The sequence below is a fragment of the Rathayibacter sp. AY1B7 genome (genome assembly GCF_002932735.1).
Taxonomy (GTDB): Bacteria; Actinomycetota; Actinomycetes; order Actinomycetales; family Microbacteriaceae; genus Rathayibacter.
The window spans coordinates 51,460-72,123 of record NZ_PSWK01000007.1 but is presented as its reverse complement, the minus strand read 5'-3'; the positions used below and the strand labels follow the sequence as shown (position 1 = coordinate 72,123).

The following is a 20,664-nucleotide window of genomic DNA, read 5'->3' as shown; positions in this document are numbered from 1 at the left end:
TGCTCGCACCCCTGGGTAGAGCACCTCGCGGACGCCGGCGCGGTCGGCAGCTCCGTCTGCTCGGAGTGCGTCTACGAGCTCGAGCATGAGTTCAGTAGCGGGCCGATTTGTCATCGACCGATTCCGATCGACGTGTTGAGTCGCGCTGACGCCGCTGCCCCGAACGTCTGACCAGCCGCCCGTTCTGCGATCTCTCAGTGAGACGCTTGATCGGCAGCAACGATACTCTGCAAAATAGAGTATGGTGCCACCGTGGAGGAAATACGAGAGCCGAGACTATGGATCATGACGGTCCTGGCGCAGGGGCGAGCGCATGGCTATGGAATTGTCTCCGAGGTGCAACGCCTGTCAGACGGCACCATGCTCTTGAAGATCCCCACTCTCTATGCCGCACTAGACCGCTTGGAGCGCCAGGGACTCGTTCGTCCAGACGGGGATGAGGAAGTGAACGGTCGTACGCGGCGCTACTTCCGACTCACCGATGCCGGTTCCGCGCGACTCGCCATAGATGCGGAGCGGCTCGCCGTGATGGAGAGAGCCGCCGCTCGCGCCGTGCGCGGTCTCGGGCGAAGCGCGACCGCATGAATGGCGCAACCGCCTACCGGCGTTCCCTGCGCTGGTATCCGTCTGAGTGGCGGGAACGGAACGCAGAGTCGGCGATCAGCGCCTACCTCGACCGAGACGACGCGTTGGGTCGATTCGGCCCTTCTCGAGTCGACCGCGCAACGCTCGCATGGTCCGGCGTCCTCGAGACGGCCGTCGCGCCGTTCCGACGAGCGCGCCTGCCGACCACAGCGACCGGCATCACATTCGCCATCGCGGCAGTTCTGTACATTGCCGTGCTCGACGTGCCAGCACGCTTCGCATTGCTGGCGGCCCGAACAGGCAACGTCGCAACCATCGCGCTGGGTTGGTCAGGAGCTGTCGCTTTCGTCGGTGTGATCGTCGCCATCGGATGGATCGTCGCCGCGGCGATCGCGCTGCGCCGCGGGCATCGCGTCGCTTCTCTCGCCCTCATCGCCGTTGCGTGCGGAGCGTCGGTAACGACGTATCTCCTGTCATGGCCAAAAGTGCAGGTCTTCACTCCTACGACACTCGCGCTCATAGTCCTGATTGCCGCTACCGCAGGACCGTTCGCCGGTGCGATTGCCGCTACGCGCGCAGGACTCCTCCGACAATCTGCCCTGTGGATCATCGGAGTATCGCTCCTCGCGCAGCTCCTCGGGGCCGCGATAATCGCTGAACTCGCTGATACGCCGACGCGCGCGGAAATCGTCGCCATCGTCGCCTGTGCCTACTTGCCACCCCTCGCGCAGGTTGCTTCCGCCATCTGCTTCGTCTTCCACGGACGCGGCACCCAGTCACGAACGACGTCAGCCCCGTCCCAGCCGAGTGCCCTCACGGGCTTCCATCACCGCTCGCGGACGTCTCGCTGAACGATCCCCTACCGGACACCACATCCTCTCAGGCCGCTGTTCTGGGAGAGTGGACTGAATCGTGAGGGGCACCAATGATTGATGCGCGGCGGACCGTAGAGATGGATCGGCTGCCCGGAGGGTTCCGATGAACGGTCCGCGCGAAGTGCTCGGCCTTCCGCCCTTCGCGCTGTTCTGGAGCGCAACGACCATCCGCTCTTTCGGCAGTGCGATCGCGGGTGTCGCGTTCCAGGTGCTGATCGTCTCGGTACTGAACGCAACGCCTGCGGAGATCAGCATTCTCGCGGCGCTCGGCGTAGTGCCGTACCTGCTGTTCGGTCTGATCGTGGGCGCGCTCATGGATCGGTGGCGGCGCCAGCGGACGTTGGTCGTCACCAGCATCGGGCGTGCGCTGATTCTGGGAATGATCCCCGTCCTTCTCCTTCTCGATGCGCTCACCTTCTGGTCACTCGCCGCGGCAGTCCTGCTGCTCGGTGTCCTGACCTTGTTCGCGGACTCCGCCGCGCAGCCGTTCCTCCCGCAGATCGTTCCCCGGTCGTCCTTGGTGATGGCCAACGCGCGACTGGGCCAGAGCGAGACCCTGGCGGGAACGGCAGGACCCGCGCTCGGCGGAGCACTGCTCAACCTGATCGGCTCACCACTCCTGCTCGCCTTCGACGCTGCCATCAACGCGGTGTCGGCGGTGCTGCAATCACGCATCAAGGTGGAGGAGCGCCGGCCCGATCGCCGCGCACCAGGCCGTCACATCGGTCACGACATCCTCGACGGAATGCGATTCACCTACCGGCACCGCACCCTCCGGCCGCTCGCGCTCTCCGTCCACGCCTGGTTCCTCGGCAACAGCATCGTGACGACGGTGTTCGCGGTGTTCGTTCTCCGAGAGCTGTCCCTGCCCGCTTGGGCGTTCGGCGTCTCGCTCGCGTTCGGCGGCGTCGGTGGCCTCCTCGGAGCTCTCGTCGCACCTGCTGTCGGGGCGCGGGTCGGAGCGGGTCGTGCGATCCTGCTGGGCCGTGCGCTCGTCATCCTGCCCTGGCTGGCACTCGCCGTTCTTCCCCTCGACGTGGACAGCGGCCTCGGTCTCCTGCTTCCCGTCGTCTGCGCCGTGCAGTTCGTCTACGGGCTGTCGATGGGTATTGAGGATGCCAACGACACGGGATACCGGCAAGCGATCGCGCCCGACGAGATCCAGGGCCGCATGAACTCCACCATCCGCACAGCGAATCGCGTCGTGTTTCTCTTCGGTGCGCTGTTGACCGGCGTCCTCGTAACGGCTTGGGGCTACAACCTGACGATCGGAGCGGCGGCGATCGCCTTCACCGGAGCCGCGCTCATCGTCGCACTCTCCCCCCTGCGCAATGCCCGCCACGAAGACGCAGAGATCTCTCCCGAGCAGGCTCCCGACTCGATGGACGAGACAACTCGCTAAGCGAGCCCGCCTGACGCCAAGTTGAGGTGTGCTCCAAACGAGCGCTCTCTGCCGCCATAATGCGATCGCAGAACACCGCCACAGAGCGATCATCTCTACATTTCGCGGCGGTCGGTGTCGCTCATGCGTGTACCGGTGAACGATCCCCATACGGGACGTCGGCCGCGCGGCGGAAGCCAACCATTTAGAACTTGGACGGCGTTCCTGAGACGTTCCGCGCCCGACCGGCCATGTCCATAGTGAAGAGCAAGGTCTGCTCGAGGAGGAAACGATGGACGACGACGGATTCGATGAGTTCCTGGCCCGCTCGGGACGTAGTCCGATAGGTGGGCTCGCGTCTCGCACTGTTATTGAGGACCTGGTGTCCGCCACCGCGGAGAGCGCGACACCACGGCGTCCGTGGTGGCGTCGCCCGCTTCTAATCCTCCCCGTGATCGGTGTCCTCGCCGCGACGACAGCCGGGGCCGTCGTCTTCACCGTGGGATTCGATGCGGACGCGATCGTCCCGATCAACTACACGACCGACTCGGGTCGACAGGTCAGCTGTCACTACGCGGTCGAGGCCGGCATCGGCGGCACGAGCGACCCGGCAGCGGTAAAGGACTTCATCGCTGAGCACGACTGGTCAGGGATCGGCCAGCGCGTCTACGAAGAAGCCCTCGCACATCCCTACATCCCACGGAACAGCGAAGAGGCCGCCGGCCTCACGCAGGCCAACCTCGACAAGTTCTCGTTCGGGGCGGCTCTGACCACGGTGATCTGGGCCGAAGTCCCCGACGAACTGGTGCCCGAGGACATGCTGAGCGGAGCCGAATCCGACTGCGAAGGAGAACTGCGGTGACCCTGGACGACCAGCTGTCATCGAAAGCCTCCTCGACGCGGCGAGGCGACGACGAGCGCGCCAGACGGGTGGAGCTCCTGCTTCTCGCCCAGGCGGAACCGCTACTGCGCTACTTCTCCCGCCGAGCTCCCCTGGATGACGCCCCCGACCTCCTCAGCGAGACCATGCTCACCGTCTGGCGCCGCGCGAAAGACGTACCCGCCGGCAACGAAGGGACGCTCTGGATCTACGGGGTCGCACGCCGAGTCCTCGCTACTCACCACCGCTCGAATCGCCGCCGAACCAGCCTCGTTGACCGCCTCCGAGACCAGATTGTCGTTCACAACCCGGCCCACGACCAGCTGGACGACATCAGCGCGCACCTCCACCACCTCATCGAGAGGTTGCCCGCCGTTGATCGCGACATCATCGGCTTGGTCCACTGGGAAGGCTTCACCCTCGAAGAAGCCGCACGCATCCTCGAGAAAAACCCCTCCACGATCCGGACCCGATACGCGCGACTTCGACAACAGCTGAAGTCGGAACTCCAAGCCGAGGTCTAGCTCCGTCAGATGGCCATCCCCTTACGGGACAGACTCTCGACTGATTCCATCGTCGCGTCGTCAATTCGGGGTCCTGCCGGACATGTACAGAGTGAAGGCCACTCGAGCGCACAGGAGCAGATCATGACCACCGAACCTCACGACGCGGGCAGCGATCGGGCGATGAACGCGCTCCTGGACGAATCGGCGCCGCCGACCCCACTGGCGGAAGCCGTCTCCGACTCCTCTCTTCGAGAGATGATTCGCGGAGCGGAGTGGAACGCGCGACGCGGCAGGCGACAGGCGACGCCTCGTGCGCTCGTGATCGGGACCGTCGTCGCTCTCACGCTGGGCGGCACGGGTGCAGCAGCGGCAGCGACGCTCTCGGGGTGGGAGCCGTGGGTGGCGAATCCGGATTCCGTTGTCCACTTCACCCTGCCCAGCGGAAGAGAATGCGAGCTCCGAAGCGTCGCCAAGGAAGGCGACCCGGAGGACATCAAGGAGATGCAGGACGTGCTTCGCACCACCGACGTGCTCGCCCTCGCGGACGTCGACGGCGAGCTTGCTCGGATCGTCGCCCGGGACGTGACCGTCCGCGGCGACGACGGCGACACCGTGGTGCCCGCGACCGAGTTGTACTCCGAAGATGAGCTGTACCGCCAAGCCGTGGAGGGCGCGATCATCAACGTCGTCTGGGACGAGCTCGAAGATCGAGGAGTGGTCGATCCCGTCACCGGATCGGATCTCTCCTTCGGAAGCCAGGACGACTGCGCAGACCTCACCCAGGCAGACCGCACCCAGTGAGCCGCCGCGACACCCGAGCCGATCGCGTGGTCACGATCCTCGACGCCACAGCCCGTGACCTTCTGAACTACCTCGAACGCCGAGTCGGCGCCGACGACGCTCCCGACGCGCTCTCCGAGACAATGACGATCGCGTGGCGCCGATCGTCATCCATGCCCCTGCCAGACGAGGACGCCCGCCTCTGGCTGTTCGGGGTCGCGCGGAACGTCGTCCTGAACACCAGCAGGACCCGCCGGCGCCAAGACCTCCTCGCCGAGAAGCTCCGCGGCACCATCGACCCCACCGTCGTGATCGCAGAACCCTCCGACATCGCCCTCGACGTACGGGCAGCTCTGGACAAGCTCGCTCCAGAGCTCGCAGAGCTCGTGCGACTGGTGCACTGGGACGGCTTCTCTCTCAGCGAGGCAGCTCAGATCGTCTCCGTCCCGCCGTCAACGGCGCGCAGTCGGTACCAGAAGGCGAAGCGCGAGCTCGGTGACCTGCTGTCCCCGCAGCCCTCGGAACGAGCACTTAGGTCTGCAGAGAAACGCTGGGTCTGACGCGCTAGCCCATCGGCTATCGAGACAAGTTCCGGCAGCGGCGGGGGTGTCGGACCACGCGGCCGTTGGCGAGAACCGCACATTGCGAGCCGTATTTCCTGAGTCCGACGACCCACGTCTGAGCGATCCGTCCGACCAGGCTGTGACCATGACTGAATCGCCCATCACTCGATCAACTCTTCTCCACCAGTCGCTTGCAGGCGGCATGGACGTGTCCCACGTCGAGGTGCGCCGAATCTCAATCGCAGCTGGCACGAAGGGCGGTGCTCACGTTCACAACGGCCCTGTCTTCGGAGCCATCGAAAGGGGGTCGGTCACATTCCAGATCGGTGAGGAGGCACAAACCACCCTTCGCGCCGGCGACGTCTTCTACGAGCCTGCCGGGGTCATCGTCTCCAAGTTCGACACCACGAGCGAAGACGTCGTGTTCATCGGCTACTTCCTCCTGGCGGACGGGGCAGCACCCGAGATCGAGTTCACTGCGCAGGACTGACCGCTAGCCCGTCCCCGTACGGGCGGCCTCCCGCGACGGATCGCACGCGCACATAACGCTGGTCGAGTGGTCGGAACGTGGAATCCTCGTCCCATGATCGTGAGCGACGGACAGGCCTGCGCCCCACAGAACCTCGACGTGCTCACCGACCGACTCCGACTGTGCCGGCCCGCCGAAACCGACCTCCACGAGCTGTCCCGCCTCTACACCGATCCGCGGATCGCGGAAGAAGATCCGCTCCTCCTCCATCTCTCCGCCGATCAGACCCGGGCCGTCATCGCGTACCGGAGGACCCAGTGGACACAAGACGGACTCAGCAGCTGGGTGATCCGCCGGCGCGACTCCCCCACCGACAACCATGATCTGATCGGAATGGGCGGATGCACCCTCCTCTCCGACGCGGCCTGGAACGTGGCGTTCACCCTCCACCCCGACCACTGGAGCAAGGGCTACGCGCAGGAAGTCGCCCTCACCGGCATCGAACTCGCCCACTTACTCCGACCGGAGCTGCCCATCACCGCGGTCGTCGCAGAACGCAACGCACGCTCCCGCCGCACCATCGAGCGACTCGGCCTCCAGCGGAGGTGGGAAGGTCCGAATGCGCACAGCCCGGACCCGACCGCTCGAATCGTCCTCTACGCCGACCGCCAGCTCTCCATCGAACAAGTCCGCCAACTCACCAGCTAAATCCGGCCACAGCACGACCTCATCAGCCGGCCAGGGATCCCTCACGGGACCGTCAATGGTGATGAGGCGATGAGTGAGCACGTTCGTGCCTGCGTCAAGACAGTGGATCTGTCGCGGTGGAGCATCCCCTACCGGACGCATGGTTGACGGTCCCATGGAGGGCGGCCGCCTCCACTAGACCTCTTTATCCGACTGGGGTAGCTACCCTCGAGCCCATGACCGACCAGCAGAACGATGCACGGTTGCGCGCGAGGCGGATCGCCGGTGCGACGGCGATTGTTCTCACCGTTGTCGCCGCGCTTCTCGTTCAGGCCGGCGCGAGCTTGCTGACCCTCGCCTCACCAGCCATGACGGACTGCCGGCCGCGCGAGATCCCGCTGAGCGCAGCAGCCTGGTACCTCGGCGCCCTGCTCGTTATCGGAGGATCCGTCTATGCGGCGGCGAAGACCGCGCGTTCGCTCACATCGACCGCGCTCCCCTACGCCCTCCTCCTCACAGCGATCCTCGGAATCGTGACGTTCTCGGGACTAGCGATCCTCATCGCCGGGCTGATGGGCTTCGCGGAGATGGATGACCCTGGACCGCCTCCGACAGGCGGACCCGTCCTGCTCCTCATCGCCGCACTCAGCACACCTGCCTGGGCGCTCGGCGCATCTAGCATCCTCATGCTGTCCAAGAGACGCAGAGTGCCGTCTCGTCCGGCGGCGTCGCTCATCGCGTTCGCTGCCATCACTGCGACGAGCGTTGGTCTCCAGCTCGTCAGGTTCACCCTGACCTGCTGACGGTGATCACAGAGGTCCTCTACGAAAGGGGCAACGACGGTACCGCCACACGGCACCGATCATCGGCACCGCGGGACTCGAGAAGTTCCTGCTCAGCGACCCCCTTACGGGACGCCAGAAGCGATGGAAGCACGGCGGAGCGCGCGACGGCGTGGCGATGCGCTCGCTACGCTCACGGGATGTTCGGCCTCTCGCGTTGGCGCCCGCGAGCTGACGCGCGCCGTTCGCGCCGCGCTCGGTTCCGCTCCCTGCTCGCTGAGGCCTGTTGCGCGTGCTCTCACCCGTGGGTGGAGCACGTCGCGGATGCCGGACCGGCCGGCGGTCACGTCTGCTCGGAATGCGTCTACGAGCTCGAGCACGGGTTCAGCCACGGGCCGACCTGTCACCGACCGGTTCCGATCGACGTGTCGAGTCGCGCTGACGCCGCCGCCGCGACAGCAGCGCGGGGCGGCAGCGAGCGACTGGTCGGAGGAGGTCGGATGCGGGACGATGCAGAAGACCGTGATGACCCTTCGATCCCGACCCTGCGCGAAACGACAGCCGCTCTCTTCTTCGGGCTGGTCCAGCCCCGAGACGTGATCGCTCTGGCAGCGAATCTCGTCGCAGCAGGGAGTGACAGCGAGTCCCTTGTCGCTCTCGCGTCCCTCTACTCCAGCGCCACTCCCGCCGACGTCTTCGACCTCAGCTCGGCGGCACTCATCGAAGCGGGCGCGCGGCCATTGGATCGGGACGGTGAGGAGATCCCGCTTCTCGCGCTGCGCGTCGCATGCCGTCGTTTCCTCACCGGCGACTGGGATCTCCGCTCCTTCTCATCCTGGGTGCACGACCGGATCGGTCACGACGGACCGGCAGCTGCGCAGCCGCTTGTCGAGGTCGATGACGAGCTCGACGCGCGAGGCATCGGAGCCGGCGAGCGATACCGCCAGAAGGTCGCTCGACTCGCCGCCGCCTTCCTCGCTGACACAGAAGGGCCGGCGAGCGAGAACCCCTAACGAATCCGTCCGGTGCACGATCGGCTATCGAGACTGAAACTCCTACCGCCTTGGTACGGGACTGGTTCCCCCGCATCGACCGCGACGCCTGCTGACATGATCGTGGTCATGCCCTCAATTCGTTCGGCAAAGTTTCGGGCAGAGTCGTCGGTGGACGCTGTGCTCCTGCGGGCACTCGCCGGGCACGAGTCGAAACAGGTGCGCATCGCTGTTGCCGAGAACGCCGCTGCGGATGACCTGACGATCGGGCGTCTCCTCGCTGATGACGTCGACGCCGTGCGCCTCGCCGCCGCCAGCAGCCTTCGTGAACGCCCGCAACTCCACGAGATCGCGGCGAAATCAACGGACAAGTGGGTCCGTGCGATCCTTGCCCACCTGTACGCGGACGACGACCAAAGGTCGCTCGCCCTTGCGGTACAGAGAACACTCGCGGCGGATCCCTTCGGGGAGACTCGTGGCCGGACGGCTCAGACCACCGACGACTTGGAGATCTTCGAGTCGCTTCTCACCGACCCGTCACCGGTTGTCCGCGGCATGTGCGCGCGCAACCCCCGCATCTCCCTGACACAGATGGAGCGTCTCATCACCGACCGCGATCGCGCCGTCCGCGCCGGAGCCGCAGAGGGCGGACTCCAGTACCCCAATGACGAGCAGTTGCTCCGGCTGGCGCGCGACCGGTCGGTCGAGGTGCGCTGGGCAGTACTATTCCGCGCCGACCGACCCAGACGAGCAATCGAACTCATCGCAGAGGACAGCGACGAGATTAACCGACACCACGCGCGGATCGCCCTCCACGACGAGCACGACATCATCGCGCCAGCGGTGACGCACCGTGCACGCGCAGAACGTCGACGGGCACAGCTTGTTCGCTCATTCGGTGAGTGAACGGCGGGGAGTGAAGAGCGCCTTGTACGGCACGCGGTCTCGTTAGCCGATCCCCATATGGGACGGAGCTGAGCGGGTAGCGTCACCGGCATGACCTCGGGTTCGCGTCACCGCATTCGAGTTGCTGCCGCACTCACAACCGGAGCGGCGCTGCTCACCGCCGCCGGCTGCGCGCCGGCGGTGCAGACGTCGGGATGCCCGGGCTGGGCGTATTTTGGATCCGCGGAAGCCCGCTACGAGGTCGCCGAAGCGGTCATCACGACCGCCTCCCCTCGCGCCTCGGGAACTCAGAGCGTCTTCAGCGTCGCAGCATCCGCATACATGGTCACCGTGGATGAGACAGAGAAGGGACCGTTCATTGCAGGAGAGACAATCCGCGTCGTGTCGATGCCTGATGCGTGCAGCGGCACCGACCTCTACCCGGACGGAGACCCGATGGACACCGACCAGCCCCTCCGCCTGTACCTCAGTTCCGGGAACGGATTCTGGGCGACGCTGACTCCGCTCGAGGGCGCTGAACCGATCGAGGAATAGCCCGCCAGTCGATCCTCTTACGGGACGTAACGCCTTCCGTGGGATGGCTCAGTCGGCAGATGCCGCGAGTGCCGGCGCTGCCAGGCCGAGTCCTTCGCAGAAGGGGCCAGTGGGCTGGCCCGCTCTGTTCGGGAAGACGCCGAGCCTGGTGTCCGCGAGGACGCAGACCGTCGGGTTAGGTACGTTGATGGGTCCGCTTCCCGGGTAGGGCTCGTCGGGGACGGCGCTCCAGCTCGCTTCGCATCGTTCGAGGGCGGCGGCGACCCGCTCGGACAGTGGAAGCAGCTCGAATGCGTTGCGGTCGTCGTCCACGAGGATGCTCGTGGTGTGGTCCGCGCGGACGTCGGCGACGGAGTAGCAGTCGAAACTCGTGTTGGCTTCGTCGTTGCTAGCCTGCGTTACGGTGATCGCGGCGGCGCTGGTGCCGATCGCGACGACGGCCGCGAGGCCGAGCCCGACGAGGCGGCGGCGCTTGGTGGAGCGGTCGCGGGCAGCGATGTCGGTGAGGATGGTGGCGCGCATCCTGGTGAGCTGTCCCGTGGTCGGGCCGAGGTCGTGGGTCATCAGTTCTCCCTTTCAAAGGGGCGCAGGGTGGTGCGGAGCGCGGTCCGGAGCCGGCTGAGCCGGTTGCGGATAACGCCGTGGGTGGAGCCGAGTGCTTTCGCGGCGTCGGCGTAGCTGCTGCCCTGCTCGATACACAGGTAGTACAGCGCTTGATCGGTGTCGGAGAGCTCGGAGACGGCTTCCTCGATCGCCGCGGCGAGCTGGCGCCTCGCAACTTCTTCGTCAGGGGTGCCACGTCGATCCGGGTGCAGGGACAGGTCCGCGTCCTCGGTGCGGTTCCGTGCACGGGTCTTGGTTCGGACGAGGTTCAGCGCGGTGAACCGGGCGGTGGTGAGCAGCCACGGAAGGGCGGATGCGTCCACGATCGCGACGTCGTTGATCCGCGTCCACGTGGTGAGGAATACGTCTTGCACGACGTCTTCGGCGTCGCTGGGCGTGCGAACGATGCTGAGGGCGTAGCGGTAGGTCGTCGCCGCGTGCCGGTCGTAGAGCCGGCCGAACGCAGCCCGGTCGCCTCGCCTCGCGCCGTCCATCAGGGCGGCGTCATCAGTGCGCGCCGCAGCGTCTCGCGCGGGTGCTGCTGCTTCCGGTGGCGTGCTCATGCCTAGTGGTGTCCGATCCGAGCCGATCGTCTCAGACGAGATCCGCTTTGCAACTCTCCGCTCGAGGATCCCCAAACGGGACTGGCTGACGTCTCCTCAACGCCCTGCCGGTTTCACGTCGAGTTGTATCACTTGAGTTTGATTTGGAACCAACTCGATCAAGCGGACACTTCTAGGCATGGGTGTGGAATGGGAGACGGATCGCGAGGTCTGGCGGCGCGCGACGGGGGCTGATCCGCGGGCATTCGCGCTGATCTTCGACCGGTATCACCTGCGCGTTCGGGCCTACTGCCGTCAACTGCTCGGGGAGTCCGTCGACGCGGAGGATGCCGCGGTCGTCGTGTTCCTTGAGGCGTGGCGTAAGCGCGCCGACGTCCGCTTCGTCAACGACTCGCTCGCCGCGTGGCTGCTCGTCGTCGCCCTGAACGTCACCCGGAACATCGGTCGCGGTCGACGCCGATACGAGCGGATGCTGCGCACTCTTCCACCTCCTGTCAACGCGCCCGATCCAGCAGTGACGGTGGCAGCCGCAGCGGCATCCGCCGAACGCAGCCGCACCATCAGAGCTGCACTGACGATGCTGCGGCCGGCGGATCAGCAGATCCTCGCGCTCTGCGTCATTGAGCAGCTCACCCTCGAGGAAGCAGCCGCCGTGCTGCGCATTCCGGTCGGGACGGTGAAGTCCCGACTGTCCCGCGCCCGAGGTCGCCTACGCGATGAGTTCACACGCAGGCGGACACTTCCCCACACCTTCCGACCCGCGGAGTACTGACATGACAGCACCAGAGCACGACCGTACCCTCGCCCTCCGAACGGTGATCGCGCAGGCCGCAGAGAATGACCCAGGCAGCGGGCGCCACCGACGTCACCGGATCGCGATCGCCGCGGTTCCCGCGGCCGTCATCCTCGCCGCGGTCTCGGGCGGACTCTTCTTCGCCCAAGCGCCGGTGTCCGACACCATGACGGTCGCTTGCTTCGCGCGAGCAGAACGCAATGGGTCCGAGTTCCCCGGCACCACAGGAGCCCTCGCAACACAAGACGGAATACCCGGCAGCGGCGATCAGGTGCCGATCCCGGACGCGATCGCGTTCTGCTCCGACCTGTGGAGGCAGGGCGCACTTGACGTCGACACGGCGAATGGCTCACCAGTCGACCTTCGACCAGGACAGATTCCCTCCGAACTGACCGTCTGCGTCATGCCCGACGGCATTGCAGCTGTCATTCCCGGTACCTCCGACGTCTGCGGGCAGCTCGGCCTCGCCAACCGCGTCAAGTGACTACCAGCGCACCCGATGAACCATCCCCTACCGGACGCCCGCTGGATAATCCTCCGATGAAATACCCGTGCGCCCTCTTCGGCACTGCTCTGGGAGGCGCCGAACTACAGCTAGGGAGAGACTTGAGGCATGTGGTTAGAGGGAATCGCGCTTGAGCGGCGGTTGCGCGAGCTGGACATCCCTGGGCCCGGCGATGAGCCGGTTGACTTCGACGGTCAGCGACTGGCGGCAAAGGTGGACGCCCCCGTCGCACTGCTCGATGAGAGCTTTCCCAGTGCTGTAACGGCGGATCGTCCCTGGGAATGGCAGGACTCCGCGACCTTCACGCACGTCACGGTCGACGGTGCAGCAAACCGCACTTCGGCGAACCTCGTCATCTGCATCAGCCGACACGGGGGCCTTTGCTTCATTGCCCTCGAAGCCCAGGAAGCGTATACACGCGAGGAGTTCGATGCGCTGGTCGAACCAGAGGACTTGTCACCGATACTGGCAGCCCTCGACACCGTGAACTTCACAGTCACTGCCGAAGAAACGCTCTGGGCCCGATACGACGGACCGCGCGTGATGAGCAACTCGAGCTGGATCGAACGCTACTTCGGGTATCCGATTTGAGCGCGCCCGGCGAGCAGGTCCGCGCGCCGAAGCTGCGCTGACCGGTAACCCATCCCCGTACGGGACATGTCGAGCTACACCGCCCACTGCTTGGGTCCAACTCCACGCAGCTCATCAGGCGTGCCGGAAGAGCTAGGTTTTCCCACGACCAGAACTGCTGGCGGTGAGCGGGCGGCCGGCAACAGAATCGCCGCTTCGGGTTTCTCCTGTGGCGACGAGTGCGTTGTCCCTACGAGCAGAAGAGAAGTATAACCAATGGACGAACGATATATTCAACTAGTAGCAGGCATTATTTTCATTACCGCCGCAATATTGCTGACATGGAAAGGAAAGGCTTACGCGCGCTTCAATGCGAGGATGATACGGAGAATTTACGGGAACAGGGCGGAACGTGTCGCCAGGTCATCAACCCCGGCCACCGTATTATTTGTTTCTATAGCAATGCTTGTTCTCGGGATTTCTTTCTTAGTATCATCTATTGTTAAAATCAGCGCCTAGTCGAAGCGATGCTTAGACAGCAAATTCCGAACGACTCAACGGTGCGGATCCACCCCGACGACGCTGTACTGGACGATGCCACAGGAGACCGCTGGACGCAGCCCGGCAATACCCTGTCCTGCACCGACGCAGCCAGCGAGACCTCGCCAGAGATCACGATCCACCACTACAGGTGGGACGCCACCGCCCTCTTCACCGTAGCCGCCGCCCTCGCTCTCGCGGGAACCGTCGTCGCGCTCAGAGCCGAACGCAAGCAGGAGCTCATCACCGAGTCGCAGGAAGATCGAGCGAGGACATAGCGGAGAGCCCCTCTGCCGGTCAACGATCCCCTTACGGAACGGGGTGCGTTCGACGTCGCCTAGCTAGCTGGTGCCGTCCGTGACGAGCTCGTTCTCTGTGAGCAGTTCGCGGAGAGCTGTGCGGGCGCGTTGGTATCGTCCGCGGGCGGTGCTGGCGGAGAGGCCGAGGATGTTGCCGGCATCGATGACGGTGAATCCGTCCCAGAGCACGAGCTTGATGAGCTCCGCCTGGTCGGGAGCGATCGCGTCGAGCGCTCGTCGGACGTCGAGATGCTCCGCGGTGGGGTCCTCGAGTGGCATCGCCCGCAATGTCCCGGCGAATTTCATGGCCAGATCGGAGCGGCGGGCATTTCCCCGCTGAGCGTTGGCGAGGGTGCGGCGGGCGACGCCGAACAGCCACATTCGTGCTTGCTCGGGATCCGTTGGGATGGAGTCGACTTTGCGCCAAGCGACGAGGTAGGTGTCGCTGAGTAGATCCGCTGCGTCCGCGACGGGCGAGACGCGTCGCTCGAAGTAGCTGAGCAGGTCGGAGGCGTTGGCGAGGTAGACGGCCTTCAAGACGGCGGTCCTCTTCGCCTTCACGGCGCCTGCTCCTCGGTAATGTTGCAGCCGCCAGCCGATTCAATGGACACGCCTTCGCCGTATCCGGCCTCTCTGAACTGCTCGATGATGCGGTCCGCGATCAGCCGGGTCACCGCGATCCCAGGATCCGCCGTGAAGCCACGGGTGTCTGCCTCTGTTTGCTCCTGCTCGATGACGGTACGTCTGGCTTCGGCGTCGACGCTCGCGATCGTCGGGTCCCAGTCGTGGGTACTGAGGAAGACGCGCGCTTCGCGCGCCTCACGCTCGACGTCTGCGCCCTGGCCGGCGGAGTAGTCCGGCTCGACGCGAATCGCGACCTGGCAGAGAACGTTGCCCTGCCCGTCTCCGAGGTCGAAGGAGCGCTGCACGGCTGCGTCGGGGGTGAAGCCTGCCCAGTCGAGGATCGCGGGGCCTGCCACCGCGCCCGTGATGCCTAGGCTCAGGCCGGCGACGCTCAGCGCGCCGACCAGCCACAGGTTGCGACGTCGCCGCGGACGACGGGTGCTGTCGCCGACCTCCTCGATCGTCAGGCGAGCAAGACGGTCCGCATCGCCGCGCAACGCGGGATACGACTGGCGGGTGGGTGGTGCGGCGCGGCGGATCAGGTCGTCGAGTGGGTCGGCCACGGGTGCTCCGTTTCGGGTGCTCATACCGAGTACATGTCCGGCACCAGCCCGAACGTAATGGGAGCCGTACGAAACGGCCCCATCCGCCCGGGTGGCAATCCCCTAACGGACACCACCCGGAGCAAGGCAGCGTGAATGAGCGACGACTCCTTGGCACGACCACGGACACAGGCTTGGATGAGCACATGCAGACGCTCATCCCTCTGTCAGGCCGCGAGCTGTGGACCACGACTCATGGCGCCGGCACCGATGAAGACACGACGATCGCGATCGATCGCGGACTGCACGTCGCGCGTTGCTCGGTCCGCACTATGGTGCGCCCCGGGACTCGCGTCGGACCCCGCGGTCACGTACACGGGATGGTGACCGACCCTGTGACGATCGCCTCCCTCGCCGCCGGCTGTCTCCTCCTCGGCACGCTCCCCACAGACTCCCGAAAGCGCGATGGGGTCGCCGTGATCGAGGAAGTCGAAGCTCGTTCGCTCGCTCTCGCCCAAGACCGAGACGGATGGACCGTCTCGGTACTCTCTGTCGACGGGATCGACTACGCCCTCTTCTCGCGCACCATCCCGGAGGGCACGATCGCACACGCCGACCTCGGGTGGGCCGTCATCGCCATGTGGAGCACCGGCAGCGTCTACGACGGACCTCTACAGCGAGCGGACATCAATCCGGATGATCACCTGCCCGACCGGTAACCCATCGTTCAGCGGGACGGTCGGCGGACTAGCATTTCGAGCATGGGGCGACGTCAGCACACCAAGGCTCTGGTCCGGTTGGCGTGCGCAGCTACGCTCATGGGCGTCGCGCTGTGGGTGACCTGGGCAACGTCGTCCTACTGGCAGGCATGCACAGGCGCTAGATGGAATAAAATGAACCCGTCCTGCGCTGACGCCATGTCGTCCTACGACCTCCTGCCCCTTCTGTACCTCTGGGGCGCCCTCGCTCTCGTCGTTGTAGCCCTGGTGGTCGCACGCCTCGTTCCCGGGGTTCCCGCAGGGGTAGCGACGGTTGCAGCAGTTGTTCTCGCCTGCCCTGTGGCAGACCCCGGGTTCTTCTGGGTCGAATGGGGCAGCGCCGACGGCACTCCCGGACACGGCCTCTGGACGGCGTGCTGGATTGCAGCTGCCGGTCTCGCCCTCGTCTACCCATCACGCACCTGGAACCCTGGGGCTCGCCCAAACACACCGGTTGAAGCAGCTGCTACACGGTCCTTCGCTAGCTAATTGTTCGGCCCGGCCCGCTGCGCACTCCGGGCTGAACACTGCGGCTGGACCCAGCTCGGCAAGAACCTGTAGGTCTGCGCGAGCTGACAGCAAGGGCACTCTCTCACTGAACCGCCGAACCCGGCGGAGAGACGACCCACTGAACGATCCCCATACGGTATGCGCGCGGAACGGCCTAAGCCGCTCACCTCGTGCCATAACCTCGTGCCATGCGCACCCTTGAGCGGCTACTGCTCGCGGCGCTCATCACTGCTGCCTGCGCTCTTGTGGCGACGATCACCCTCCTGGGGTTGGCGTCCCTCGACTCCCCTCGGGACACGACTCCGCCATACGACCCCACCCCCTCGGTCCATCCGACCGCTCGTCCGATACCTCAGAAGATCGATGGCTGACCGGTCAATGATCTCTATACGGAACGTGCCGTGGTCTGCTCAACCGACGATCACGGCGGTACGCAGAGCCAGAACCCAGCTGGTGACGGCGCCGACCACCCCCAAGGCGAGCAGCAGCGACCTCCATCGAGCGTGGGAGCGCGTGCTGACGCGCATCGCTACGACCAGGAGAACGAGGGTTGCGAGGGCGACAGAGAACAGCGCCGGCCACGCGACGTGGAACGCCGTGCACTGAGGCGGAAGGGACTCGTTGCACGCCAACGTGAATCCGTCGAGGAAGACGCCCGCGACGAGGGCGAGGAGAGTGATTACGCCCGCGATCACGGCGGAAGCATTGAGCGACAGTGTATGCACACCATCACTCTCGGACCAGCGAGTGAACGGCAGGAGCGCACTGGTCCATCCGGGTCGGATCTGTCCCGGAGACCGATCCGCATACGGGACAGCGGCGGATTGTGCAATCGCTGGCGATACTGCGTGACGCAGAGTATGGCGGCAAGCCCGCCACCAACTATTTCAAGGCCTAATTCGCCGCGCACTGCGCGCAATCGCCCTATGCAAGAAAAACAGAACTACGCAAAAGGACGACGGTATGCCAATTATTAGCAATAATGGCACTATCAAAAAACCGAAAGCGCTGGCAAGGGTTGCGGGAATTAAACAAACCCCAAACGCAACTAACGAAATAAGCCAAGCTTGTCTCATGACGCTTAGTGGTTGACGAGAACCACCATTAGTGCTGCCACTAATTGACCTCGATATCTTCGAGGTCAAAGGCGACAGTGCCAGAAGAACTACAGCAACCAAAGCAAACGGCCAGGCGTATTCAATAATTGCATCTGCCAACGCGTATTGCACTCCCGAAGCCGCTTCACGCATCGGTCCAGCAATCATAAGAGCAGATATCGTGTAAGAAACCTCTACAAGCAGGGCTATCCACGCGTGCGCAAGAAAACTTGCTCCTGTCGTTGCCGAAGCGGAAAGGTCACTTGGTCGACTCGAAGGCACGAGTTGAACCTAGCCGAACGTAGGACCGGCGGCGGCGAGAGTTATGCGGGCCTGCGTCGGGCGCGTTCGGCCTCAGACGCGCACTCGGACTCGTTCCGCTGCGGGCGACGGAGACCGCTGATCGAGGCTCTCAGCCAGCCGCCGCCATCCGCTGAACGATCCCCTACGGGACGACTGAATCTGCGTCGCGCGTAACGCTGCGAGGCCGGCCGGACACTACTAGGTATGGACGCGACGAAGAGCGGTGACGCGGAGACGTGGGAGCGAGGCTCCTCCGGGGATGGCGCGGCGTTCGCGCTGATCTTCGATCAGCATCGCGCCCGCGTCTTCAGGCACGCCTACCGACTCCTGGTCGACACCGACGATGCCGAGGACGCGACGGCAATCGCGTTCCTCGAGCTCTGGCGCCGACGCGCGTCGGTGCGGCTCGTGGACGGCTCGGTTCTGCCGTGGCTGCTGGTCACCACGACCAACGCCGCCCGGAACCTCACCCGCAGCCGCCGCCGCTACCGCACCCTCCTCGACGCGCTCCCCCACGGTGAGCATCACCGTTCAGCCGAGGACGTCGCCCTGAGCGACGAACTCGAAGACCGGCGTCTCGCTGCTGCGCTGGCGCAACTGTCCCCGACCGATCAGCACCTGGTCACGCTCGTGATGATCGAGGGCTACAGCCCTACCGACGCCGCACCCGTGCTCGGCCTCAGCGCCGGCACGACCCGGACGAAGCTGCATCGCGCTCGGACCGCGCTGCGCGAACACCTCGGACACCCCACGCTCGACCTCTACCTCCAGTCGACGCTAGGAGAAACGTCATGACCGCCCCGCAGATGAGCGACGACTTCGCCGGCGCCTTCCGAACCGCCCTCATCGACCACATCGACACTCCCGCCCGCTCACGATCCACGCGGCGCCGGTGGTGGCTCGGCGGAGGAATCACAGCCCTCGCCCTGTTCGCCGGCACCGCGACCGCCGCCGCCACCGGGCTCCTCCCCCTTCCCGGAGCGATGGACATCACCACGATCAGCACCACGACCACCGGCACCTTCACCGGCACCGACTCCATCGACCTCGGCGCCACTCCCGACGACGCGAACGGCGTCGTCCTCTCACTGCGCTGCCTCACCCCGGGCCGGTTCAGCTTCCCGGACGGATCGAGCCTCGGCTGCTCCTCGACCGACTTCGGAACGGGGACCGAACCGGGTATCGCACCTTCCCTCTTCCCCCTGTCGAACGTCATCGACGGCAGCGTGCAGATCACCACGTCACCGGACGCGAGCTGGTCGATCACCGCCACTTACGCGACCGCAACAACCACCGACTGGGCGACCAACGAGCAAGGACAGAGCTACGGCGTCATCAACGAGAACGGCGAACCGGACCTCATCGCCGTCACTGCCGACGACGGCCGGCAAGGCTACGTGCGCCGGAGTGACCTCGAGGACGCGGACGGCACCACCGCGCAGCGCTCGTTCACCACTCCTGAAGACGCCCTCGAATGGCAGGAACAGAACGACGGGATCACGCACACCATCCCCGTCTACGCCACAGACGGGACCACCCAACTTGGTGAGTTCACCGTCGGCTGACTCACCACGTCGACTGACTCGGTGAACCATCCCCATACGGAACGGTGAACGACCGCCCCCTGGTGGTTACCGCTTCGTCGACCACGCCTTCTCTATGGCGGCGAGCACGTCCGCTAGCTCGACGTCATCTCGCCGCACGTCCCGAACGAATGCTTCTGCAGCTGCGGTGACGTCGATGGCGATGATTCGCCCGGGTCTGACTGTGGTGCCTTGGGAGCGTCGTGTTTCGACGTGGCCCGCTTCTTCCAGTTCCCGATAGGCGCGCGCTGCCGTACCGACCGCCACTCTGAGGTCACCCGCAATCTGTCGAACGGTCGGGAGGCGCTGGCCTGCCTGCAACCGGCCAGACGTGATTTCTGCCGCCAACGCTGCGCGGATCTGCTCGTAGGGCGGTCGAGGATCGTCAGCGTCGACCTCGATGCTCATCACGCCATCACCGTCGACACGTCAGCGGCACCCCGAGGAAGGCGCGCCAGAGACGTGGCGGCCAGTACCGCCATCACCATGCCGACGAGGAACACGACGCCGGCCACACCCAAGAGCACCAGTCCAACGATCCCCGCGAGCTGTGCCCAATCGGGCGTCATGCCCGTCTCGAGAACAGGTGCGTTCATCAGCGGAAGCGCCGCCGAGCCCAGGAAGACCGTGCTCGTGAGTAGGAGTGAGGCGTTGGCAACACGAAGAACGAGCCGCACCGCGCCGCGCCGCAACGCGGTATCTGTTTCGCTGAGCTCGGGCCAAGCGGTAGCGGGAGAGGTGACGACGCGGCGCAGAGCGTGCCGAACGGCAACGACGAGCAGACCGATCAGGGGAAGAGCCGGCGCTGCGAAGAGCCATCCCGGGAACAGGAACGGCCCTCCAGCGAGGCAGGGGTCCGAGAACATCACCGGACAGATCCAGCGACCATCGTCCGCCGGCTTCGACAGCAGACCACTCAGGAGTGCGATGAGCGCAGTCATCGAGGCGATCGTGGCGAAGGTCGCGCGTTGTCGAACCGTGGAGTAATCCGAAAGTCGTCTCGGCATCACGCTCGCCGTGCGTCGCCTCATCGCTCCATCGATGGAGGGCACGGGCATCACACTGAACACGCCGAGCCCTACAGCCGCTGCGAGCAGCAGCCCGAGCAGGAACGGCACCGACTCCAAGCGCGGATTCGCTATGTGAATCAGCACCGCGACCGCGAAAGCGACGAGCGCGGCGGCGACCGAGGTAACCATCCGCACGACGCCGACGCGATGAGCGCGCACTACGGCAGGCGGCTGTCGACGTTGAGTCAGCAGCGACACTCCTCCCGCGACGACGCTCGCCACGACGAGCACACCGATCACGACCAACGTGATCTCCGCGAAGCCCCAGTTACCCATGACCGTCCCCTTTGTATTGAGTAGACGATACAAAGGGGCGAGGGTTTGTGTCAAGCGTGCGAAACAAGGGCAGATCACCGAAGGGGTC

27 protein-coding genes are annotated in these 20,664 nt (G+C 65.3%); 20 read left to right on the top strand and 7 right to left on the bottom strand.

The window, feature by feature from the left end; all coding sequences use genetic code 11:
- Positions 1 to 285 precede the first annotated feature (285 nt).
- The 13 genes from C5C95_RS17945 to C5C95_RS05775 all read left to right on the top strand — a co-directional run bounded on the left by C5C95_RS17945 (position 286) and on the right by C5C95_RS05775 (position 9,940).
- Complete coding sequence (locus C5C95_RS17945) at positions 286 to 585, top strand: PadR family transcriptional regulator (RefSeq protein ID WP_104223338.1); 300 nt, start codon at positions 286 to 288, stop codon at positions 583 to 585.
- Positions 582 to 1,436 carry an NAD(P)(+) transhydrogenase (Re/Si-specific) subunit beta gene (locus C5C95_RS17105; protein WP_146087058.1) on the top strand — a complete coding sequence of 285 codons (855 nt, stop codon included), beginning with the start codon at positions 582 to 584 and terminating at the stop codon, positions 1,434 to 1,436. The genes C5C95_RS17945 and C5C95_RS17105 overlap by 4 nt, the downstream gene beginning before the upstream one ends.
- A gap of 127 nt (positions 1,437 to 1,563) precedes the next feature.
- A complete protein-coding gene (locus tag C5C95_RS05820) occupies positions 1,564 to 2,862 on the top strand; it encodes an MFS transporter (RefSeq protein ID WP_104324012.1) in 1,299 nt (432 codons plus the stop codon).
- Positions 2,863 to 3,133: 271 nt separating this feature from the next.
- The gene (locus C5C95_RS17375) at positions 3,134 to 3,703 is read left to right on the top strand and encodes a hypothetical protein (protein ID WP_181125583.1); all 570 of its coding nucleotides are present in this window, start codon (positions 3,134 to 3,136) and stop codon (positions 3,701 to 3,703) included.
- Entirely contained in the window at positions 3,700 to 4,245 is a 546-nt protein-coding gene (locus tag C5C95_RS05815) for an RNA polymerase sigma factor (RefSeq protein ID WP_181065503.1), read from the top strand. The genes C5C95_RS17375 and C5C95_RS05815 overlap by 4 nt, the downstream gene beginning before the upstream one ends.
- A 162-nt stretch (positions 4,246 to 4,407) precedes the next feature.
- Positions 4,408 to 5,028 carry a hypothetical protein gene (locus tag C5C95_RS05810; RefSeq protein WP_146076921.1) on the top strand — a complete coding sequence of 207 codons (621 nt, stop codon included), beginning with the start codon at positions 4,408 to 4,410 and terminating at the stop codon, positions 5,026 to 5,028.
- 26 nt (positions 5,029 to 5,054) lie between these two features.
- Positions 5,055 to 5,567, top strand: coding sequence for an RNA polymerase sigma factor (locus C5C95_RS05805; protein ID WP_146078957.1), 513 nt, complete (start codon positions 5,055 to 5,057; stop codon positions 5,565 to 5,567).
- Between the two features lie 148 nt (positions 5,568 to 5,715).
- Complete coding sequence (locus tag C5C95_RS05800; protein WP_146076923.1) at positions 5,716 to 6,060, top strand: cupin domain-containing protein; 345 nt, start codon at positions 5,716 to 5,718, stop codon at positions 6,058 to 6,060.
- 93 nt (positions 6,061 to 6,153) lie between these two features.
- Positions 6,154 to 6,747 carry a GNAT family N-acetyltransferase gene (locus C5C95_RS05795; RefSeq protein WP_104324011.1) on the top strand — a complete coding sequence of 198 codons (594 nt, stop codon included), beginning with the start codon at positions 6,154 to 6,156 and terminating at the stop codon, positions 6,745 to 6,747.
- A gap of 215 nt (positions 6,748 to 6,962) precedes the next feature.
- Positions 6,963 to 7,529 carry a hypothetical protein gene (locus C5C95_RS05790; protein ID WP_104226389.1) on the top strand — a complete coding sequence of 189 codons (567 nt, stop codon included), beginning with the start codon at positions 6,963 to 6,965 and terminating at the stop codon, positions 7,527 to 7,529.
- 479 nt (positions 7,530 to 8,008) lie between these two features.
- Entirely contained in the window at positions 8,009 to 8,521 is a 513-nt protein-coding gene (locus tag C5C95_RS05785) for a hypothetical protein (protein WP_104223346.1), read from the top strand.
- A 96-nt stretch (positions 8,522 to 8,617) separates the two neighbouring features.
- On the top strand, positions 8,618 to 9,406 hold the full coding sequence (locus C5C95_RS05780) for a hypothetical protein (protein WP_104308778.1): 789 nt from the start codon (positions 8,618 to 8,620) through the stop codon (positions 9,404 to 9,406).
- A gap of 90 nt (positions 9,407 to 9,496) precedes the next feature.
- On the top strand, positions 9,497 to 9,940 hold the full coding sequence (locus C5C95_RS05775) for a hypothetical protein (RefSeq protein ID WP_146076925.1): 444 nt from the start codon (positions 9,497 to 9,499) through the stop codon (positions 9,938 to 9,940).
- 48 nt (positions 9,941 to 9,988) lie between these two features.
- Here C5C95_RS05775 and C5C95_RS05770 read toward each other — a convergent pair whose 3' ends face one another.
- Positions 9,989 to 10,504, bottom strand: a complete 516-nt coding sequence (locus C5C95_RS05770; RefSeq protein WP_104324010.1) for a hypothetical protein — start codon at positions 10,502 to 10,504, stop codon at positions 9,989 to 9,991.
- Positions 10,504 to 11,106 carry an RNA polymerase sigma factor gene (locus C5C95_RS05765; protein ID WP_104223350.1) on the bottom strand — a complete coding sequence of 201 codons (603 nt, stop codon included), beginning with the start codon at positions 11,104 to 11,106 and terminating at the stop codon, positions 10,504 to 10,506. Before C5C95_RS05765 ends, C5C95_RS05770 begins: the two co-directional genes overlap by 1 nt.
- A gap of 178 nt (positions 11,107 to 11,284) precedes the next feature.
- Here C5C95_RS05765 and C5C95_RS05760 point away from each other — a divergent pair, with 178 nt between their 5' ends.
- From C5C95_RS05760 to C5C95_RS05745, 4 genes are all read left to right on the top strand, one after another.
- A complete protein-coding gene (locus C5C95_RS05760) occupies positions 11,285 to 11,878 on the top strand; it encodes an RNA polymerase sigma factor (protein ID WP_104324009.1) in 594 nt (197 codons plus the stop codon).
- A gap of 43 nt (positions 11,879 to 11,921) precedes the next feature.
- Positions 11,922 to 12,383, top strand: a complete 462-nt coding sequence (locus C5C95_RS05755; protein ID WP_146078858.1) for a hypothetical protein — start codon at positions 11,922 to 11,924, stop codon at positions 12,381 to 12,383.
- Positions 12,384 to 12,512: 129 nt separating this feature from the next.
- Positions 12,513 to 12,995 carry a hypothetical protein gene (locus tag C5C95_RS05750; protein WP_104324008.1) on the top strand — a complete coding sequence of 161 codons (483 nt, stop codon included), beginning with the start codon at positions 12,513 to 12,515 and terminating at the stop codon, positions 12,993 to 12,995.
- 506 nt (positions 12,996 to 13,501) lie between these two features.
- Positions 13,502 to 13,792 carry a hypothetical protein gene (locus tag C5C95_RS05745; protein ID WP_146083030.1) on the top strand — a complete coding sequence of 97 codons (291 nt, stop codon included), beginning with the start codon at positions 13,502 to 13,504 and terminating at the stop codon, positions 13,790 to 13,792.
- A gap of 63 nt (positions 13,793 to 13,855) precedes the next feature.
- On the opposite strand, the gene C5C95_RS05740 is transcribed toward C5C95_RS05745, so the two are convergent.
- Entirely contained in the window at positions 13,856 to 14,374 is a 519-nt protein-coding gene (locus C5C95_RS05740; protein WP_104263150.1) for an RNA polymerase sigma factor, read from the bottom strand.
- Complete coding sequence (locus C5C95_RS05735; protein ID WP_104258120.1) at positions 14,371 to 15,000, bottom strand: hypothetical protein; 630 nt, start codon at positions 14,998 to 15,000, stop codon at positions 14,371 to 14,373. Before C5C95_RS05735 ends, C5C95_RS05740 begins: the two co-directional genes overlap by 4 nt.
- Before the next feature lie 185 nt (positions 15,001 to 15,185).
- Between C5C95_RS05735 and C5C95_RS05730 the strand changes: the two genes are divergently transcribed.
- Complete coding sequence (locus tag C5C95_RS05730) at positions 15,186 to 15,698, top strand: hypothetical protein (RefSeq protein ID WP_104324007.1); 513 nt, start codon at positions 15,186 to 15,188, stop codon at positions 15,696 to 15,698.
- Positions 15,699 to 16,657: 959 nt separating this feature from the next.
- Here the strand turns inward: C5C95_RS05730 and C5C95_RS05725 are convergent.
- Positions 16,658 to 16,942 (bottom strand): hypothetical protein, encoded by a 285-nt coding sequence (locus C5C95_RS05725; protein WP_146087057.1) that lies wholly within the window; start codon positions 16,940 to 16,942, stop codon positions 16,658 to 16,660.
- A 909-nt stretch (positions 16,943 to 17,851) separates the two neighbouring features.
- On the opposite strand from C5C95_RS05725, the gene C5C95_RS05720 reads away from it, so the two are divergent.
- Both C5C95_RS05720 and C5C95_RS05715 read left to right on the top strand, forming a co-directional pair.
- On the top strand, positions 17,852 to 18,442 hold the full coding sequence (locus C5C95_RS05720; protein ID WP_104324005.1) for an RNA polymerase sigma factor: 591 nt from the start codon (positions 17,852 to 17,854) through the stop codon (positions 18,440 to 18,442).
- The gene (locus tag C5C95_RS05715; RefSeq protein ID WP_104324004.1) at positions 18,439 to 19,212 is read left to right on the top strand and encodes a peptidase M56 family protein; all 774 of its coding nucleotides are present in this window, start codon (positions 18,439 to 18,441) and stop codon (positions 19,210 to 19,212) included. Before C5C95_RS05720 ends, C5C95_RS05715 begins: the two co-directional genes overlap by 4 nt.
- 66 nt (positions 19,213 to 19,278) lie before the next feature.
- Here the strand turns inward: C5C95_RS05715 and C5C95_RS05710 are convergent, their stop codons facing one another.
- Positions 19,279 to 19,638: a GntR family transcriptional regulator gene (locus C5C95_RS05710; RefSeq protein WP_104263145.1), complete on the bottom strand. Its 360-nt coding sequence runs from the start codon at positions 19,636 to 19,638 to the stop codon at positions 19,279 to 19,281.
- Positions 19,638 to 20,576, bottom strand: a complete 939-nt coding sequence (locus C5C95_RS05705; protein WP_104324003.1) for a hypothetical protein — start codon at positions 20,574 to 20,576, stop codon at positions 19,638 to 19,640. Before C5C95_RS05705 ends, C5C95_RS05710 begins: the two co-directional genes overlap by 1 nt.
- Between the last annotated feature and the right edge of the window lie 88 nt (positions 20,577 to 20,664).